The 18,919-nt window shown below is 46.7% G+C and carries 15 protein-coding genes; 8 read left to right on the plus strand and 7 right to left on the minus strand.

From position 1 onward, the window contains the following. Window positions 1-6 precede the first annotated feature (6 nt). Window positions 7-168 carry a hypothetical protein gene (locus tag AB8599_RS06275; protein WP_407332893.1) on the minus strand — a complete coding sequence of 54 codons (162 nt, stop codon included), beginning with the start codon at window positions 166-168 and terminating at the stop codon, window positions 7-9. 914 nt (window positions 169-1,082) lie between these two features. Here AB8599_RS06275 and potE point away from each other — a divergent pair. Together potE and adiA are read left to right on the plus strand one after the other, a co-directional pair. Then, window positions 1,083-2,435, plus strand: coding sequence for a putrescine-ornithine antiporter (gene potE, locus AB8599_RS06280; protein WP_407332894.1), 1,353 nt, complete (start codon window positions 1,083-1,085; stop codon window positions 2,433-2,435). Between the two features lie 302 nt (window positions 2,436-2,737). Beyond that, entirely contained in the window at window positions 2,738-5,035 is a 2,298-nt protein-coding gene (adiA, locus tag AB8599_RS06285; RefSeq protein WP_407332895.1) for an arginine decarboxylase, read from the plus strand. Window positions 5,036-5,106: 71 nt separating this feature from the next. Here the strand turns inward: adiA and AB8599_RS06290 are convergent, their stop codons facing one another. Further along, complete coding sequence (locus AB8599_RS06290; protein WP_407332896.1) at window positions 5,107-5,994, minus strand: sulfotransferase family protein; 888 nt, start codon at window positions 5,992-5,994, stop codon at window positions 5,107-5,109. 136 nt (window positions 5,995-6,130) lie between these two features. After that, window positions 6,131-6,850, minus strand: a complete 720-nt coding sequence (locus AB8599_RS06295) for a glutamine amidotransferase-related protein (RefSeq protein ID WP_407332897.1) — start codon at window positions 6,848-6,850, stop codon at window positions 6,131-6,133. Window positions 6,851-7,217: 367 nt separating this feature from the next. On the opposite strand from AB8599_RS06295, the gene uvrY reads away from it, so the two are divergent. The 3 genes from uvrY (at window position 7,218) to pgsA (ending at window position 10,299) form a co-directional block, all read left to right on the plus strand. Beyond that, entirely contained in the window at window positions 7,218-7,862 is a 645-nt protein-coding gene (gene uvrY / locus AB8599_RS06300; RefSeq protein WP_028023394.1) for a UvrY/SirA/GacA family response regulator transcription factor, read from the plus strand. Window positions 7,863-7,934: 72 nt separating this feature from the next. Beyond that, window positions 7,935-9,704, plus strand: coding sequence for an excinuclease ABC subunit UvrC (uvrC, locus tag AB8599_RS06305; protein WP_407333186.1), 1,770 nt, complete (start codon window positions 7,935-7,937; stop codon window positions 9,702-9,704). Window positions 9,705-9,747: 43 nt separating this feature from the next. Beyond that, window positions 9,748-10,299 (plus strand): CDP-diacylglycerol--glycerol-3-phosphate 3-phosphatidyltransferase, encoded by a 552-nt coding sequence (gene pgsA / locus AB8599_RS06310; protein WP_407332898.1) that lies wholly within the window; start codon window positions 9,748-9,750, stop codon window positions 10,297-10,299. Between the two features lie 153 nt (window positions 10,300-10,452). Here pgsA and AB8599_RS06315 read toward each other — a convergent pair whose 3' ends face one another. From AB8599_RS06315 to AB8599_RS06330, 4 genes are all read right to left on the minus strand, one after another. Beyond that, window positions 10,453-11,802: an ATP-binding protein gene (locus AB8599_RS06315; RefSeq protein ID WP_407332899.1), complete on the minus strand. Its 1,350-nt coding sequence runs from the start codon at window positions 11,800-11,802 to the stop codon at window positions 10,453-10,455. Window positions 11,803-11,822: 20 nt separating this feature from the next. Then, the gene (locus AB8599_RS06320; protein ID WP_407332900.1) at window positions 11,823-12,497 is read right to left on the minus strand and encodes a response regulator; all 675 of its coding nucleotides are present in this window, start codon (window positions 12,495-12,497) and stop codon (window positions 11,823-11,825) included. Between the two features lie 142 nt (window positions 12,498-12,639). Continuing rightward, on the minus strand, window positions 12,640-14,325 hold the full coding sequence (locus AB8599_RS06325) for an aspartate:alanine antiporter (protein WP_407332901.1): 1,686 nt from the start codon (window positions 14,323-14,325) through the stop codon (window positions 12,640-12,642). A gap of 228 nt (window positions 14,326-14,553) precedes the next feature. Continuing rightward, window positions 14,554-14,817: a GrxA family glutaredoxin gene (locus tag AB8599_RS06330; protein ID WP_407332902.1), complete on the minus strand. Its 264-nt coding sequence runs from the start codon at window positions 14,815-14,817 to the stop codon at window positions 14,554-14,556. A gap of 231 nt (window positions 14,818-15,048) precedes the next feature. Between AB8599_RS06330 and nfsA the strand changes: the two genes are divergently transcribed. The 3 genes from nfsA to AB8599_RS06345 all read left to right on the plus strand — a co-directional run bounded on the left by nfsA (window position 15,049) and on the right by AB8599_RS06345 (window position 18,850). After that, a complete protein-coding gene (gene nfsA, locus AB8599_RS06335) occupies window positions 15,049-15,771 on the plus strand; it encodes an oxygen-insensitive NADPH nitroreductase (protein WP_407332903.1) in 723 nt (240 codons plus the stop codon). 429 nt (window positions 15,772-16,200) lie between these two features. Beyond that, window positions 16,201-17,424, plus strand: a complete 1,224-nt coding sequence (locus AB8599_RS06340) for an OFA family MFS transporter (protein WP_407332904.1) — start codon at window positions 16,201-16,203, stop codon at window positions 17,422-17,424. Window positions 17,425-17,689: 265 nt separating this feature from the next. Then, window positions 17,690-18,850, plus strand: a complete 1,161-nt coding sequence (locus tag AB8599_RS06345; RefSeq protein ID WP_407332905.1) for a hypothetical protein — start codon at window positions 17,690-17,692, stop codon at window positions 18,848-18,850. Window positions 18,851-18,919 lie beyond the last annotated feature (69 nt).

Raw genomic sequence — 18,919 nt, forward strand, 5'->3', positions numbered from 1 at the left:
CTCAGCTTACTCTGTCGATTCCATGTGGTGTCGTTGGTGACAGCCCCCATCCACGGCATAATCTGAGAGCGCACGTTGTAATGGGGCACAATGATGAACACCGATCAGGGTAATAATCAGCACGGCTAGCCAACGCGCTAACTGAGCGGAAAGTGATTGCGAGTTCATGATGTTCTCTAGTGATATAGATATCGAAAGGCGCGTAGGGTAGTTCTATCGAAACTATGAAGCAAATGAATTGAACGCAAAAAGGTCATGCGTTTTATGCATGGCGATCGAATGAATGGAATGAGGAATGGTGGAGCGTTCTGAAGATTGGCGCACACTGATTGCTCAGCCCTTGGGGTGTTGAAGTCAAGGTGCGTCGAAATCAACACGCTTATTCATAAGTGTTTGCCTGCAAGTGATAATCACGGTAATAAAACTGCGTTTTTTGTGAATGGTTATTTGCAGTGTCGCGTCGCAGCCAATGCTATCTTTGGTTGGCTTCAAAGAAAGCAGACCAGAAATAATTATTGCTATGTGATTGAATTAGCATGTCTTTGTGATTCTTGTCACAAATTTTCGGTGTTGATGTGTTCCCGAATCTCTCGATTCTCATTGATTGAATAGTGATTGATGTCACGAACCAAAACTCATTTTTGCAATGCTAGATTGCATTTTTGGGGGTTTAAAAAAATCGAAATCGGAGAAGAATACGCCACATCGAATAGAGCGATGTTTTCAAAGAACCTGTGTTTTCAAAGAACCTGTGTTTTCAAAGAACCTGTCTTTTCAATGAACCAGTGTTTTATAAGAACCCATGCTTCTAAGAAACCATGTTGTTGTCTAAACGATTTAATGAATATGCTTTTCTCTAAAAGGGCATATTCATTAGTGGATGTATTCGCATGATCTAAGACTTGTGTGAATATTGCTGTAGTAAGAGCACATTCGTTATTTCTGATTATCACCAATATCAAAATGCCGCCCTTAAATGTGTTCAAGTTAAATAAATAACGTTGAACACATACAGTCGCCATGGATCTGGCCGCCTGAAAGTAATCTATTAATCTGTCTCGTCTGAATTAAGGGTTTAAGTAATGTCTTCAGATGCCAATAGTAAAAAAATGGGATTGGTGGGTTTAACCGTTCTCGTTGCAGTAAATATGATGGGCTCGGGTATTATTATGTTGCCTGCGAGCTTGGCACAAGTCGGCACCATTTCTCTGCTTTCTTGGGTGATCACCGCCCTGGGTGCAATGTGTATTGCGTACACCTTTGCGAAATGTGGCGCGATTTGTAAGCGTTCTGGTGGTATGTCAGCGTATTCCGAAGAAGCGCACGGGAAATCGTCCTTCTTTATTGCTTCCTATACCTATTACGTTTGTCTTGTTATTAGCTGTGTCGCGATTGCAGTTTCAGCGGTTGGCTATATCAAACCCTTCATGCCATGGCTTGATACGCCAATGCACACCTTCTTTGGTGTGGTAGCCATTCTTATCGTGACCATGCTAGCGAACTTTGGTGGCCCTAAAATCACCGGACAGATTTCATCACTCACCGTGTGGGGCATTATCCTTCCTGTATTAGGGTTGTCAGTGCTTGGCTGGTGGTGGTTTGATCCACAAACCTTCATCTCTGCATGGAACCCACACCATGATACCACCATGCATTCCGTGTCCTCGGGTATCGCACTGACATTATGGGCATTTTTGGGTATTGAATCAGCGGGGGCGAACTCAGACGCAGTTGAAAACCCTGAGCGTAATGTGCCCCTTGCTGTTCTGTTTGGTACAGGCTTCGCGGCGGTGGTATACATCCTTTCCACTACGGTGATCCAAGGCATTATCCCTAACGCAGAGCTGGCAAATTCAACCGCACCGTTCGGTCTTGTGTTTAGCCATATGTTCAACCCAACCGTCGGTAATATCGTCACCATTGCAGCGGTTATTGCGTGTATTGGTTCACTACTTGGTTGGCAGTTCACCAATGCGCAGGTATCAAAATCTGCCGCTGAAGAAGGCCTGTTCCCTAAAATTTTCGCGAAAACCAACAAAGCGGGTGCGCCAATCTTGGGCATGCTCATTATGTTGGCGGCAGAGCTGTTACTTGCACTGATGACCATCTCTCCAAACTTGGTCAGTCAATTCAACGCATTGCTCAACCTTGCGGTGTTCGTGAACATGGTGCCTTACATCCTTTCCATGACGGGTCTGGAAGTGATGCTTCGCAAAAACAAGGTCACACCTGCCCAATACAAGCTGGGTGCGACAGTCGGTACGCTTGGCGTGATTTACAGCATCTATGGTGTGTATGCCTGTGGCGCGGAAGCCGTATTCGGCGGCACTATATTGACTCTGTTCGGTTATATTTTCTACGGCTTTATCGCAGCACGCGATGTTAATGATGAAGAGAGAAAATCCAACGTTATCGAAAAAGAAGTCAACGCGTAAAGAGAATAGTATTGTCAATTTGCATCAATGACTAAGTATTAAATAGTTGGCCTCATTTTCCCTCCAGTTATTGGGGCTGACTATTTCCATTTTTAAAGTAAACACCTCGAATTAATTTTCATTTATTGCTCCTAGAGTAAGTGAGTGAGAATTAATTACGGTAGGAAGAATATATTTGTGCTGGTCACACGATTAGCTTAACCCAGAATTAACGTTATCACTCTGCCTGACTTATATGTGTTTTATACACGAGCCATCCAAAGCGTGACGCTGAAATATACCTTGTAGAATAGGCAATTATTATGAGCAACTACGTCAGCAAAATGCGCACTCTGGTTGTAGAGCCGCAAAACATTGATCCAAGCAGTTACGCTGCACGCACCACCCAATCTTTGATTACAGAGCTGCATGAACGCACTGTCGAAATTGTCACAGCAAATTCTTATGAAGATGCAAAGGCTGTTATTCTTGCATCACACATCGATAGCCTTGTACTGACACTTGATAAATCAGAAGAGCAAATCCTTCATTCAAACGAAGAAATTGAACTGCTAAACACGCTCAAAGATCGTCAGTCAGAAGTGCCTGTCTTCTTGCTTGCAGAGCGTGCCCGTACTTCGATTCTTGCGAACCGCAAACTGATGGAACGTGTGGATGAGTGTTACTCCGTACTGGAAGACACCGCTGATTTCGTTGCAGGTCGTATTGTTGCTGCCATGAAGCGCTACCGTGAGCATGTATTGCCACCATTGATGAAAGCAATGATGCAATACAACGACATTCACGAATATTCATGGTCTGCGCCAGGTCACCAAGGTGGCATTGGTTTTACCAAAACTCCTGCGGGTAATCAGTTCTATCAATTCTACGGTGAGAACCTGTTCCGCTCAGACATGGGCATTGAACGCGCAGCGTTAGGTTCATTGTTGGACCACACTGGCGCATTTAAAGACAGCGAAGAAGAAGCATCAAAAATCTTCGGTGCGCACCAATCGTATTCAGGCATTGTGGGTACATCAGGTTCTAACCGCACCATCATGCAAGCATGTTTGAAAGACGATGACATTGCGATTATCGACCGCAATTGCCACAAATCTATCGAACAAGGCTTGATCCTGACAGGTGCTCGACCTGTGTACATGGCACCAAGCCGCAACTGCTACGGCATCATTGGCCCCATCAGCCAAGCGACCATGTCAGCAGCGTCTATCAAACAAAAAATTGAAGACGGCAAACTGACCAAAGAGTACGCGGGTAAATCACCACGCTACGCGGTTGTGACCAACTGTACCTATGACGGCCTTTGTTACAACTCAGAACGTGCAGAAGCATTGCTGTCTGAAAGCTCTCACCGTATTCATATGGACGAAGCGTGGTTTGGTTATGCTCGATTCAACCCTGTGTACAAAGGTCACTTTGCCATGCGTGGTAATGCCGACGAACACAAAGGCCCAACCGTGTTTGCAACCCATTCAACCCACAAACTGTTGAATGCCTTGTCTCAAGCGTCCTACATTCATGTGCGTAACGGCGAAGATGCTATCGACTTCGATCGCTTCAACCAAGCGTACATGATGCACACCTCCACATCACCGCTTTACGCGATCTGTGCGTCTAACGACGTGGCAGCAAACATGATGAAAGGGGAGAGCGGTTTATCGCTGACGAATGAAGTGATCCGCGAAGCGGTTATCTTCCGTCAAAGCGTGCGTAAACTGTTCAATGATTACACCACCGATGGTGATTGGTTCTTCAAGCCTTGGAATGCGGAAGTTGTTACGGACACCAACGGCGAGAAAGTGAAATTTGAAGATGCATCGATCGAATCACTCACGACAGTGCAAGACAACTGGGTACTGCACCCAGAAGACAAATGGCATGGCTTCGATCACATGGACGACAACTGGTGCATGCTGGACCCAATCAAAGTGAGTTTGCTAACACCAGGCTTGGATGATGCAGGCCAGTTCCTTGAAAAAGGTGTACCAGCGGCATTGGTAAGCGCTTATCTTGGTCGTTTTGGTATTGTGCCAACCCGTACGACAGATTTCCAAGTGATGTTCCTGTTCTCAATGGGTATCACGAAAGGTAAACGCGATACGCTGATCAACACCTTGTTGTCGTTCAAACGTCACTACGATGCAAACGTGCCGTTGGAAACCATGCTGCCAGAGTTGGTAGAAAGTGCGCCAGAGATCTACAAAGGCTTGGGCTTGCGTGATTTGGGTGACCGCATGTTCCAATACCTTGTGCGTCATAATCCTGCGCAAGTATTGAACGAAGCCTATTCAACCTTGCCAGAAGTGGAACTGAAGCCACGCACGGCTTATCACCACATTGTGGCAAACGAAGTGGAATTGGTGCCTTCAGACAAACTGGAAGGTCGCGTTGCGGCGCACTCTGTGATCCCTTACCCACCAGGTATTCCAATGCTGATGGGGGGTGAGAATTTCGGCAATGAAAGCAGCCCGCAAATTCAGTACCTGAAAGCCTTAGAAGCATGGGATGACGAGTTCCCTGGTTTTGAACATGAAACCGAAGGGGCTGAAAAAGAACACGGTAAATACCATGTGCTTTGCATCAAATCTGACGCGCTGTAAGTGACATCAACAAAAACGCCTTCCCTTTGGGGAAGGCATTTTTTTGGGTCTATCTGCGTACCTGAAAGGGTTCAGAGTGCAGGACACCATGTATAAACCGTGTTGATATCGGTGGCTGGCATTTTCAGCACTTTGTTGCTGCCGCGTATCTCATTTTGTTTTAGCGCTGCATTAATGGTTTCGCTGGCAGGCAATTCAGCATGAGACAAGATTTGAGCGATGGTGTCCTGTGGCTGTTTGACGAAATCTTCATAGTGGATAGTGATCATGTCGATATCCAACTCTTGTGCTTCTTGCTTGGTGGTCTGCATTAACTTGTTCAATTGAAATGCCGTACCAGCAACAGCGTGATCGCGCAGCATGTCGTATTGCGCGAGTTCTTGAAGAGAGTAGGCACCACGCCACCAAAGCAAATGCCGACCTTGATATTCCCACTGTTCACTCGAGATCATGGAATGAACCGTGGATGCGGGGTCACGCATAACATTGACGAATTTGGCATCGGGGAAAATGCTGTGTAAAAAACACAATCTCGAAGGTCCGGTAAAACGCAGTGCGAGCTGTGCTTTTCGGGAAAGGATTAGGCGCTTTTCCAACACATCTTTTATGGTGCTGATTTCAAGGGGTGTAGCATGCTTTCCGCGCAGAAATCCACGATCAAAGTCTATGTCGTCTCGGGTTGCATCATCCCAAAATGAGATAGCTTCTGATGGAACCGGTGAACATTGCTTGGCCATCTCACTAAGAAGAGAAGAGCGGTTTACCGCAAGATTGCGCCATTCTGATGCATGCCGAAAAAGCCGATGTTGCCAATCAGATTTTGGGTGTTTCTCAAAGTTGTTATCGAGCCAACAAAGGTCATGGTGATGAAAAACAAGATCAGAGATTAAGGTCACCCCGGAGCGAGGTGGGCCGACAAAAATTAATGGCTGACTTAACACGGATGTAGTGTTGTTCATGCTTACGCTCCTTCAACGGGTTAAGTAAGAAGGAGCAATTTGGATGCCAGTGATCTAAATCAACACAATCAACGGCTTATTACTGAATGTTGTGCGGCATGGCAACTTGGGTTGCAAATTGAAAATGAGAAACCGCTTATTGCGTCTGGCGTTCAACGAACGTAAACATGAGATCAATGACATGATCGCGATCGCCGCCGCCATGTTCATGTATCGATTGAATGGCATTGTCGACGGTGTTGTCGCCGGCTTTTTCTCGTAGTCGCTCCACCAGTTGAATGAGAAAGTCGGGGGTGAATTCCGGATGGCACTGCATGGTGAGAATGTGATTGTGCTTTTTTGTTATCGCAATTGGACAAAATTCAGAGCCAGCAATAACATCAAATTCTGGAGCAGGAGCGTGCACCTGGTCTTGGTGACACGCGATCAGATTCAGCGCTGTAGGCAGTGTGCTATTGATGCCATTTTGCTCGAGGCGCATACGTTCGATGGGATACACGCCCATTCCCCAGCCTTTGTTGGACTTGTCAGCCATGCCGCCTAGGGCTTGGTGAATGAGCTGGTGGCCAAAGCAAACGCCGAGCAGAGGGCGTTTCATCTCATCACAGCGTTTTACAAACTCACTGACAGATTGAATCCACGGGTCTTCATCATAGACGCCCCATTTGCTGCCTGTGACTAGCCAAATATCGCAATCATCTAGGTTATTTGGATATTCTTGTTCAAAGCAACGATATGTGATGTAGCCGCTGATCGCGCTACCCTGAAAAAGGCGTTTGAACGCATCGTCGTAGTGGCCATATGTAGGAATGGACTCAGGGTAGTGATCGTCGCACAACAGAATACCTAGTTTCATAACCTAATCGGCGCTCCTTGCTCGTTAAGGTGTATTTAGAAGAGTTAAATGTAAGACAACGCTCATTTATGTCTTTTGAGCATAAAAGCGTGTACTGAATACTGGATATGCAAAGATTCACCAAAACAATGATTTTGCATTGTAACCATTTGTCATAGATGGTTTTTTTGTGTGCCAGGTTTTAGCAAGACCAATTTTAACGACTCCGCTGGTTAATTAGTGACTAATTGGCGCTAAAAACATGCTCTCTTACACATAATCAAAGTGTTCGGTCTTTTATTGTTAGGTTAAACTCAAGTAAGATGCAGCACATAGTCGAGCGTCATACTGACGCATGGCGAGCCAAAATCATAGTGGAGAAACAAGCTTGATTAGTGTTTTCCTTGTAGATGATCACGAACTGGTTCGCACAGGGATACGTCGTCTTCTCGAAGATGAACGTGGTGTAAAAGTGGTAGGGGAAGCCGAGAGCGGTGAGGAAGCAGTCAAGTGGTGTCGTAGCAATCATGCTGACATTATCTTGATGGACATGAACATGCCTGGTATTGGTGGTTTAGAAGCGACGCGGAAGCTCCTTCGTTATAACCCCGATGCTAAGATTATTGTTCTTACCATTCATACTGAAAACCCATTTCCGACCAAAGTCATGCAGGCTGGCGCCGCAGGCTACCTGACCAAAGGGGCAGGGGCGAATGAAATGGTGAACGCGATTCGCGCAGTGAACAGCGGTCAACGCTACATTTCGCCTGAAATCGCGCAACAGATGGCTTTGAGTCAATTTACACCTGATGCAGAAAACCCATTTAAGAATCTGTCTGAGCGAGAGCTTCAGATCATGATGATGATTACAAAAGGGCAGAAGGTGACGGATATTTCGGAGCAATTGAATCTTAGCCCTAAAACGGTGAATAGTTACCGATACCGCTTGTTTAGTAAGTTGGGTATTAATGGTGACGTTGAACTGACCCATTTGGCGATTCGCCATGGTATGCTTGACACAGAAGCTCTTTAACGAAAACTCTTCGCTGTGTTTGATGCCAAAAATTTCTTAAAAACCGTCTCAGACAAACCGGGCGTCTATCGAATGATGGACGTTTCTGGTGAGATCATTTATGTCGGTAAAGCGAAGTCGCTCAAAAAGCGACTTTCTAGCTATTTTCGCACCAATGTGGCGGGAGAAAAGACCCGTGCATTGGTGAAAAATATCGCCAATGTAGATGTGACGATTACCCACAGCGAAACCGAAGCGCTCATTCTTGAGCACAATCTCATTAAGCAGCACTTACCGCGATACAACGTGTTGCTGCGAGACGATAAGTCATATCCTTATATCTTCTTGTCCGCCAGTAAGCATCCTCGCTTGTCGATTCACCGTGGCGCGAAAAAGCGCAAAGGTGAGTATTTTGGCCCGTTTCCTGATGCTGGTGCTGTCAGACAAAGTCTTTATCTTCTGCAGAAAATCTTCCCCGTTCGTCAATGTGAAGACTCGGTATACGCCAACCGTTCGCGGCCGTGTTTGATGTATCAAATTGGTCGATGTGCCGGTCCTTGTGTCAGCGGCATTATTTCAGATGATGACTATGCGGAACTGGTGAATTTCACCCGCTTGTTTTTACTTGGTAAAGATAGGCAAGTGATCGCGTCGTTAGTGGAAAAAATGGAGGCCGCTAGCAAAGCACTCGCCTTTGAAAAAGCGGCGGAATATCGTGATCAAATTCAAGCACTTCGCCGTGTGCAAGAACAACAGTTCGTCTCGCAAAATAGTGAAGATGACTTGGATGCGATTGGTGTGTCGATTGAAAACGGCATTGCGTGTATTCACGTGCTGTTTTTGCGTCAAGGCAAGGTACTGGGTAGTCGAAGTTATTTTCCGAAGATGCCCGCGAACACGGATATCAATGAATTGGTATCGAGTTTTGTCAGTCAGTTTTACTTCAATCAGGCCGAAGGGCGCACCATTCCAACCAGTATTCTCGTGGGTCAGGACTTGGGTGATGAGCTGGACTCGCTGGCGACGGCGTTGTCAGAAATTGCTGGCCGGAAAGTGCACTTGCAAAGTAAGCCTCGTGGTGCGCGTGCTCGCTTCCTCAAGCTGGCACAAACCAATGCAGCCACGGCGTTAACCACCAAGATCAACCAGAAGATGACGATACATAATCGTTTTTCTGTGCTGGCGGATGCGTTAAACCTCGAGCCAATAAAGCGGATGGAGTGTTTTGATATCAGCCACACCATGGGTGAGCAAACCGTCGCGTCTTGCGTGGTGTTCAATCAAGATGGCCCTGTTAAGCAGGAATACCGACGTTACAACATAACAGGCATCACTGGCGGTGATGATTACGCGGCGATGGCACAGGTGCTTGAGCGTCGTTACAGTAAACAAACTGACCCTGATAAGATCCCTGATATTATTCTCATTGATGGTGGCAAAGGACAGCTAAATAAAGCCTGGGAGGTGGTTAAGCCGCTTTTAGACGAGTGGCCAAGGCATCCGCTCTTGTTGGGCGTTGCAAAAGGCACCACACGTCGCCCAGGGCTCGAGACGTTGATAAAGGTCAGCGGTGAAGAGTTTTCTATGCCGTCGGATTCTCCTGCGCTGCATCTGATTCAACATATTCGTGATGAAAGTCATAACCATGCGATTTCAGGTCACAGAGCCAGGCGCGCGAAAGTGCGAAAAAGCAGTGTGTTGCAAGAAATTGAAGGTGTTGGGCCCAAGCGAAGACAAGCTTTGCTCAAATACTTAGGCGGAATTCAGGAACTTAAGCGTGCATCTGTTGAAGAAATAGCCAAAGTGCCCGGAATTAGCCGTGTTTTGGCAGAGAAGATTCATTCGTCATTGCAACAGCAGTGACTTTCAAGCACCATAACGCCGACACTCACAAATCATTACAAGTATGCGACTGAATATCCCCATTATCCTGACTCTAATACGCATCGCATTAATTCCTGTTTTTGTAGTCGCGTTTTATTTACCTTACGAGTGGTCGGCGTTTGCCGCGGCGCTTATTTTTGTTATTGCAGGCTTCACAGATTGGCTTGATGGCTTTCTGGCGCGCACGTTAGATCAAACCACGCGTTTTGGTGCGTTTCTCGACCCTGTCGCGGATAAGGTGATGGTCGCGATTGCGCTGGTTCTCATCGCAGAACATTATCACTCGGTATGGGTGACGATACCTGCGGCGACCATGATTGCGCGAGAAGTGATTATTTCCGCATTGCGAGAATGGATGGCGGAGCTGGGTAAACGTGCCAGTGTTGCTGTTTCGTGGGTGGGTAAGTTTAAGACCGCTGCTCAGATGTTCGCGCTGACCATGCTGCTTTGGCATGACAACCAAATCATTACCTACATTGGTTATGCGGCGCTTTATGTCGCAACAGGTCTGACGTATTGGTCGATGTACCAGTATCTGCTGGCCGCGAAAGATGATTTGCTGAACGCAGATTAAGCGGCAGCTTAAAAACTCGTTGATAGAATACTTAAAAAGGCCGCATGTAGATGCGGCCTTTTTCGATATTACCCTAGGCACTTGTTAGCACTTGTTAGGCGCCGGCAGCCATATTTTAGGATCCCGAACGGAATCCCTATCCTTTTCTATCCATTATCGATGCTTTGGAAACGATAGAACAAACGCTGCACCTTCGAGCTCTGACGTATTGACGGTGATTGTCCCTTCATAACTTTGGACAATGTCATTGCACACCGCAAGACCAATGCCTGTACCCGGGTTCAACTGATCTGCACGCACGCCGCGCTGAAAAATGGAATCGCGATACGCATCAGAGACACCAGGGCCATCGTCTTCAATGATAAGCATGTCGTTGTTGGCGGTCTCCATGCTGCGAATCCGAACTTGGCTGATGCAATATCGGAACGCATTTTCGAGCAAGTTACCTAATAATTCCGTGAGATCGGCTTTGTTTAGCGGTAGAGACGGTATCCCTGAAAAATCGGTGGTGACAGTGACAGGTTTATCACCGTAAATCTTGGCAAACATGCCTGTCAGGCTATCGACTTGAGGCTGCAATAACGTGCTTTCTTTGATCAGTCCTTGTTGTCCTAACAGTGCTCGTTTAAGTTGATATTGCACCATGTCGTCCATTTGGCTGACTTGTTCGATGATGCGTTTGCTCATGGTGTCTCGGTTAAGCGTATTGTCATCGAGTAGCGCATTGGTGGCGGCGAGGCGACTTTTTAAGCTGTGTGCAAGGTCATCCATGGCGTGACGATAGCGAAGTGTCTGCTCTTTGCGTAGTGTGATCATTCGGTTTAGCGCTTCAGTCACATCTTCGAGCTCAGAAGGATAGTCCTGGTCGAGTTTTTCCCGTCTTGATTCGGCGATTTCATGCAGCTCGTCAGTCAGCTTGCGCAATGGTTTGAAACTCCAGTAAGACGCGGCATAGAGCAATCCTGTGGCGCCAAAAAATAGCAAAGCCACATAGAACCACGTTTTCTGCTTTAGTGCCGCGAGGCTACTCAGCTGAGCAGAAACTTCACGCAATATAAAGAAACGCTTGCTGTTGTTGTCAACGGAGTCTGAAATGAAGTGAACCACATAAGGCTGGTCGCGATAGGTGATAAGGCCGGACTCACTCATGTCACTCGGAATGTGGGTGCAGACATCATCCATGCCTTCCTGCTTCGCCTCGGACGACATCCAGAAAATGTGTTGGTCTTTCTCGCAGATAAAAGCGAGATAGTGTGACTGAACATTTTTTGCCGACGAAGCTTCCGATGGATGGTTCTTATCGAGCTCTAAAACTTTATCTCGTCGCAGCTCACTGAAAATGTTTGGCACTGCGGAGACCAAGTCGGCGGAATAGATGGCGATGTAGCTATTGGTATAAAGCTGGTTGAGTAACAACCCAAACGCCACGGAAAATACCAGAATAATGGCGATAGATGTGGAGATGACCCGTTTGTGAATGGGGGGGGTTATTTTGGTGGTCATATTGCCAAATATTTTCACGGTTAGCCTATCTGCGCATCGAACATGTACCCTTGACCACGGATCGTCGAAATGGGGTTTTCTTGTCCAGCTTGTGTGAGCTTTTTACGTACACGGCTCATCATCACTTCAATGGTGTTGGGGTCGCCTACCTGATCTTGATAAAGCACGTCGAGCAGTCGCTGCTTAGAAACCACTTGGCGGTTGTGACGTACCATATATTCGAGTAAATCGTACTCGAAGGCCGTCAAATCGAGAGGCGTTTCGTCGACGGTCACTTTCTTTGCCAGTAAATCCATGACGATTTTATCTGCTTTGATTTCAGGTTTGATAAAACCCGCACTGCGACGCACGAGTGCGTTCAAACGCGCAACCAATTCTTCTTTCTGGAAGGGTTTGACGAGGTAATCGTCCCCGCCAGCGTCTAGCGCTGAAACTTTGTCTTGCCAGTTTGCGCGGCCAGTCAGTACAAGAATCGGCATGCGAATGCCCGCATGGCGGATGTCTTTGATCAAGCTGATGCCGTCACGGTCAGGTAATCCAAGATCAACAATAGCGATATCGTTTGGGAAATCTTTGGCCATGTAAAGGCCTTCGGTTGCCGTGGCGGCGCAGTGTGCTTGATTGCCAAGCGCTTGCAATTCCACTTTTAAGTGATGACTCAACAGGGGATCATCTTCAACAATCAGGATACGCATAATGAAATACCTTTTTTGTGTAGAGGCATGGCGAGTAAATGAAGTCGATAATGTGTATAAAAAGGGATTCTAAAGATTCAGCGAACAGTGTAACGCCGTTCGCTGAATCTTAGCTGACTCATTGGATGAGAATGCGAGCAGATTAGGTGAGGATAACGAGCAAGGTACCCGCAAAGGTCAATAGGACGTTGGCAATGGCATACGTACCTGCATAGCCCAGCGCCGGAATTGTACTGCGAGCGTGTTGGTTGATCATGTCCATGGCAGGGGCACAGGTTCGCGCACCAATGATGGCGCCAAACAGCAGAGCACGGTTCATTTTAAGGATATATGCGCCGACCAAATAGGCGAGGATCACCGGAATAACACTGACGGCGAATGCCCCAACCATAATCGTCAAACCCATTTGTTGGAGGTATTCCCAAAGGTTGCCACCTGCACTCAGACCCACCCCGACCATAAATGTCATCAGGCCAAGCTCTTTCACCATATTGATTGCACCTTGCGGCACGTAACCAAATGTTGGGTGGTTGGCGCGCAGGAAGCCCAACAAAATTCCCGCAATCAATAAGCCAGATGCGTTACCCAGCCCTAACGTCATTTGGCCGAAGGTCATGGTGACAAGGCCGAAAATCAACCCAAAGATGAAGAATGAGCAGAACGCCAACATGTCTGAGACTTGGCTGTGGATGGAGATAAAACCGATGCGTTCCGCAAGGCCCATCACACGGCGTTTTTCACCACTGACCTGCAACACATCGCCTTTTGCGAGCAAGATGTTGTGGTCCATTGGCATTTCAATTTGCGCACGCACGACACGGTTCAAGAAACAACCGTATTCTGACAGGTTCAGATCTGAGAGGCGTTTGCCGATAATGGCGTCGTTCTTCACCACAATTTCTTCTTCAACGACGCGAAGGTCGAGTAAATCGCGGTCGAATACTTCTTTACCGTTTCTGAAAGAAGGGTCAAGACGCGCATGGCTGTCTGGGTAACCCACGAGTGCGATTTCATCGCCTTCTTGCAAAATGGCATCGCCATCAGGGTTCGCCAGTATGCCATTGCGTCGAATGCGCTCGATGTAACAACCTGTTTGTCGGTATATACCGAGTTCACGCAGATTGCGACCATCTACCCAGTTAATCAGTTCGGGGCCGACACGGTACGCACGAATAATGGGCAAATACACTTTACGTTGAGACGAACCACCCAAACCGCGTTCCATAGCAATTTGCTGCGCTGAATGCTCAAGGTTTTCTTTTTGTAATTTGGGCATGAGGTTGGCGAGCAGGATCAGGCTGACCAAACCAACAAGATAGGCGAGGGCATAGCCAACACTGAGGTTGTCGATCATAGAAGCAATTTCTTGCGGTGAATAGTTCACACCCGCAAGCCCCGCGTTTAGAGCGTCTTTTGCCCCTACTAATACGGGCGTTGCTGTCAGCGCGCCAGCCATCATGCCTGTCGCGATGCTGCTATCTAAGCCAAATTGATATCGCATTAATAGCGTAATGCCGATTGATGCACTCAGCACAGTCAGCGCGAGCACTAAATAGGATTTACCATCACGGAAAAAGATCCCAAAAAAGTTGGGGCCTGCTTCAATGCCCACGCAAAAGATAAACAGCATAAAGCCGATGTTTAATGCTTCAGGGCTAAAAGAGAATCCGGCATGCCCAAAGCTTAGTGCTGTGACCAGCACACCGATGGAATTGCCAAATTGAAAGCTGCCAATACGAATTTTTCCGATGGCAAGACCAATCGCCAGTACGACGAAGAGAAGAAGTATATCGTTTTGAACGAGCAGATTGTTGACGTCTATGTTCACTGAACCATTGTCCGCAGCGGGAAGAAGGGAAATTTCTTGGCGGGCATTATACGCATTTGCGACCAAATGTAATTTAAAGTTGTGAGAAAAATGGCATTTTATTTCAGGTGTTCGTGTTCATTTCAGTACAATCTAGTGAGATAGAGGGTTTTTGGCGTTATTTTATTGATTTAAAATAACAAAAAGCCAGCACTTGGCTGGCTTCTTGGCAGAGCAGAACGCTGTATTTTAGTCGTACAGGCCTAGGTTTGCTTTCGCGTAAGCTTCGAATTCAGTGAAACCGCCTACGTGATCTTGATCAACAAAGATTTGTGGTACCGTTTCTACAGGCTTGCCGACGGTTTGCTCTAGGTCAGCTTTGCTGATGCCTTCTGCGTGGATGTCTACATAGCGGTAGTTAAAGTCATCACGCTGTTCTTTTAGCTTGTCTGCGAGATCTTTTGCGCGCACACAGAATGGGCAACCAGGACGACCAAAAATAACGACGAACATAATCTACGATCCTATTGTTTATTAATTTTTAGTGATGGTGCCAAGCACATCCATGCGGCTTCATCATCTGACTTTTGCAAACTATGCCTGATGCGATTGTAAGATAAAAGAAGGTTTTAACTTTTAATCTCATCGGAAAAAGCTATCAATGCGTTTTTGACGGCCATATTAAGAGAAACGTGATACAACCGGATCAGAATGATATTTAGCCTTACTACAAGGAATGAGAGTATGAATGCTGTTGTACAGACGCTTTTAGCCCACCGCTCGATTCGTAAATTCGAGAGTACACCTATTTCAGATGAACAGCGTCGTACGATCATTGATTGTGCACGCGCTGCATCGACGTCGAGTTTCATTCAGTGCACCAGTATTATTCGCGTCCTAGATAAAGATAAGCGTCGCCTACTTGCGGAGTATGCGGGCAATCAACCTTATGTTGCTGAAGCGGCGGAGTTCTTTGTTTTTTGTGCGGATTACCACCGCCATTTGCAAATTAAGCCAGATGCAAAAGTCGGATTTACCGAGCAAACCTTGATTGGGGCGGTGGACACGGCACTAATGGCGCAAAATGCGCTGGTTGCTGCTGAATCGATGGGGTTAGGGGGCGTTTACATTGGCGGCCTTCGCAACAACCCAGAGAAGGTGAGCAATCTACTCAAACTCCCTGAACAGGTCGTGCCCTTGTTTGGGCTGTGTTTAGGCTATCCGGCGCAAGACCCCGAGGTTAAGCCGCGTTTACCGACTGAGTTGATTTTTCATGAAGATGAATATCAGCCGTTGAATAAAGCATGTTTAGCCGAATACGACGATGTTGTGCGTGAATACTACCTAACGCGTACAGGCGGTAACAAAACGATGAGCTGGAGTGAGCAGATTTCAGCCACGCTGGACAAAGAATCGCGACCATTTATGCGTGATTTTTTGCATAGTAAAGGCTTCAACATAAAGTAGTTTTTTTAACGCCACTTCTTGATAACTTTATGTGCGAATGGCGTTAACATGTGTCTGTATGTAACAAAATATTTCATCACTCTTTGCTTTAATTATAATGGCTTAGAGTGATTTCTCTTCTCCCTTCTAATGCAACTAGGTTACATTTATTGCTCGCTTTTTCATCGCGTACAAAACTTTTTTCGCGTTAAACAAAAGTAGATTTTGATCACGCTCTGAATCCCTGATAGACTCCGCGCGCTTTGGTCGTTCTCACTTGATTTGAGAAATACCAAAAATAATTTATGGAACTGAACCCGCATACTCTAGATCTCTCATCAGGTCACAAGATTCGGTTGGTTTGGTTGTTCTTGTAGGTGACGCAGCGAGGTCTTGGACTTTGGGTTTTTCCAGCGACACCTCTTACTCGTGATTTTATTGAGTCGTAACATGAAAAAACTGAACAAAGCTTCGGGCGTTCTTGCTGCCGGTTTCTTTATCAATATGTGTATCGGCATCCTGTATGCATGGTCTGTTTTCAAGCAGTCTTTGGTAGAGCAGGGCTGGTCAAACGCTGATGCATCAATGCCTTACACCGTCGCAACCATCTGTTTTGCTATTTCTTTGCTGGTGGCGGGTAACCTTCAAGACCGTATGGGTCCACGTAAAGTGTTGATCTTGGGTACGGTTATGGTGGGTATCGGTATGATCGTTTCTAGCTTTGCTACTACCCCGATGACACTGCTGTTGAGCTTTGGTGTTATCACGGGTTGTGGTATCGGTTTCGGTTACGCATGTCTTGCGCCAGCTGCAATGAAGTGGTTCCACCCGTCTAAGAAAGGGTTGGTTAACGGCCTTATCGCTGCAGGTTTCGGCTTGGCTGCGGTTTACCTAGCACCGCTTACGTCTATGCTGATCACCAACTATGGCGTGAACACCAGCTTCTTGATTTTGGGTGTTGGTATTTTGGTTCTTGCTGTGCCACTGGCTTGTACCATTAACAACCCACCTGCTGACTATGTACCTGAAGCACCTGTTGGCTATGTGGCTAAGAAAGGCGCTGGCGAGTCAGACATGAAATGGCGCGCAATGCTGAAAACACCTCAGTTTTACTCATTGTGGCTGATGTACGCACTGGCGTCTTCTGCGGGTCTAATGGTTATTGGTAACATTACCTCTATTGCTATTAACCAATCAGATTTGACGCAAGTTGCTTTCCTGGTCGTTGTTCTGTCTATCTTCAACTCGGGTGGCCGTGTAGCGGCTGGTATGCTGTCTGATAAGATTGGCGGCCTGAAAACGCTGATGTTGGCCTTCATCATGCAAGGCATCAACATGATGATGTTTGCAACTTACAACACCGAGTTCACGTTAATGATTGGCGCGGCGGTTGCGGGCGTAGGTTACGGTACTTTGCTAGCGGTATTCCCATCAATCACTGCTGATTACTACGGTCTGAAAAACTACGGTGGTAACTATGGCGTGCTTTACACCGCTTGGGGTGTGAGTGGCTTCATTGGTCCTGTTGTTGCTGCAACTGCGGTAGACATGACCGGTAACTACGTGATGGCTTACACTGTTTGTGCTGTCATGCTGGGTGTTGCGGTTGTTCTTTCTCTGGTGACTAAGCCAGTAAAAGCAATGGCAACTGACGCACAAAACATCACTGCTTAATCCTAAATATAAGCCCTTCTGAAGCCCGCATGATGCGGGCTTTTTGCATTTCTTTTGTCTCAAAATTGATACCAAATCTATGCGTTGAGTTTCATTGCAGGTTATTTTTTGAACGCATTTCCTGTTTTTTTTAACTTACTTTTATTTTTAGTGACGATGCCCATTACCGAGCAGTCTGGCGTTTACCCGGTTGTGCTTTCCGGCGTCAAAAAAAGTCCTTAAGGACTTTCGATATCTTTCTATTCTATGTATTCAGGAAGACACTATGAAAAAGCAAGTGCAAACCTTATTAGCAGCCAGTATTTCCCTTTCTTTTGCTCCCATCGTACTCGCGGAAACGCCAGTGACTATGTATGACTTCAAAGAGGCGACTTCGGCGTATGAAGACGCCTATATCGATGCGCAGTTCAATATGCGTGGCGGTAATCAGGATCAAACCAGTTACGACGGTTACTTGAACCTGGACTACGAGCAGGTCTTTGACTCGCCGGATCGCACTACCAAGGTCGATTTTGTTGGTACTGGATCGAGGGTTCGTGGCCCTAACACCGGAGACGAAAGTGTATCTAACTATCAGGCATTGGCAGCGTTAACCAATGACATGTATTTCCAACCCAATAGCAGCGGTTCTTTTTGGTATGGCAAAGGTGAGGTTGGGGCGCAAAAAGGTATGGTTGACCCCTTCAGTAAACTGACTGTTGGTTTTGGCTATGGTCGGGTGGTAAATGCAACGCCAATGGCGAAATCAATCCGATTAGTTGAAGCGCTGCAAGAGCGTGGCATTTTGGGCTCGATGGATAAAGATACCTACATTGCGGTTGCTGACGTAATTTCCCGTGAAGAGGAATACATTAGTCGGTATGGCCTAGATGACTATCTGGAGTACTGGATCCAGGATATTGATGCCATCTTAGGCAATGTGGGGGCCCGAGGGGCAATCCGCTCTTACGACGTGCTCGAGAATGAGCGAATCTCTACGCGTAAATATGGCTGGTTGGTCCGTGCGGGTGTAGGTGCAGTTATCTCTAACTATGATGGATCAGACAGTAAGCCTGTGCTTGAAGTGGGGGGAGAGTACCATCTACCTATCAATAACCTGCTTCAATTCTCTGACGAGGCCATTTTCACCGCTATTTTGGATGACAATGATAACGGCTATGTGTTTAACAACGATATGTCACTGACATATGAACTGTCAGACAATATCGATTGGGAAAACGGCTGGTTGCTTACCCACGCAGAATACGATCAAAGTAACGATATCACTACCAATACAGTCGCCTCGACGTTTCGTTACTACATTTCCAACTCTCTGAGTCTATCGCTGACGGGTTTATTGGAAGATACGGAAGACAATATCGACAACAATGGAAACGATGATATCGACCGCGCTTTGCTGTTCGGCCTGACTTTCCGCCTCAAGTAGTTCCATTTTTAGCCCTTCTCAAAGAAGGGCTTTTTTGCTCCCCAATGTCATCTATTGTTCCAATTTAGG

Origin of the sequence: Enterovibrio litoreus (genome assembly GCF_045679545.1) — a bacterium.
Taxonomy (GTDB): Bacteria; Pseudomonadota; Gammaproteobacteria; order Enterobacterales; family Vibrionaceae; genus Enterovibrio.

What these genes read in the sequence shown, in the direction of transcription:
- AB8599_RS06275 (WP_407332893.1), bottom strand. Translation starts at nt 168, where the DNA reads ATGAACTCGCAATCACTTTCCGCTCAGTTAGCGCGTTGGCTAGCCGTG.
- potE (WP_407332894.1), top strand. Translation starts at nt 1,083, where the DNA reads ATGTCTTCAGATGCCAATAGTAAAAAAATGGGATTGGTGGGTTTAACC.
- adiA (WP_407332895.1), top strand. Translation starts at nt 2,738, where the DNA reads ATGAGCAACTACGTCAGCAAAATGCGCACTCTGGTTGTAGAGCCGCAA.
- AB8599_RS06290 (WP_407332896.1), bottom strand. Translation starts at nt 5,994, where the DNA reads ATGAACAACACTACATCCGTGTTAAGTCAGCCATTAATTTTTGTCGGC.
- AB8599_RS06295 (WP_407332897.1), bottom strand. Translation starts at nt 6,850, where the DNA reads ATGAAACTAGGTATTCTGTTGTGCGACGATCACTACCCTGAGTCCATT.
- uvrC (WP_407333186.1), top strand. Translation starts at nt 7,935, where the DNA reads ATGATGGACGTTTCTGGTGAGATCATTTATGTCGGTAAAGCGAAGTCG.
- pgsA (WP_407332898.1), top strand. Translation starts at nt 9,748, where the DNA reads ATGCGACTGAATATCCCCATTATCCTGACTCTAATACGCATCGCATTA.
- AB8599_RS06315 (WP_407332899.1), bottom strand. Translation starts at nt 11,802, where the DNA reads ATGACCACCAAAATAACCCCCCCCATTCACAAACGGGTCATCTCCACA.
- AB8599_RS06320 (WP_407332900.1), bottom strand. Translation starts at nt 12,497, where the DNA reads ATGCGTATCCTGATTGTTGAAGATGATCCCCTGTTGAGTCATCACTTA.
- AB8599_RS06330 (WP_407332902.1), bottom strand. Translation starts at nt 14,817, where the DNA reads ATGTTCGTCGTTATTTTTGGTCGTCCTGGTTGCCCATTCTGTGTGCGC.
- nfsA (WP_407332903.1), top strand. Translation starts at nt 15,049, where the DNA reads ATGAATGCTGTTGTACAGACGCTTTTAGCCCACCGCTCGATTCGTAAA.
- AB8599_RS06340 (WP_407332904.1), top strand. Translation starts at nt 16,201, where the DNA reads ATGAAAAAACTGAACAAAGCTTCGGGCGTTCTTGCTGCCGGTTTCTTT.
- AB8599_RS06345 (WP_407332905.1), top strand. Translation starts at nt 17,690, where the DNA reads ATGAAAAAGCAAGTGCAAACCTTATTAGCAGCCAGTATTTCCCTTTCT.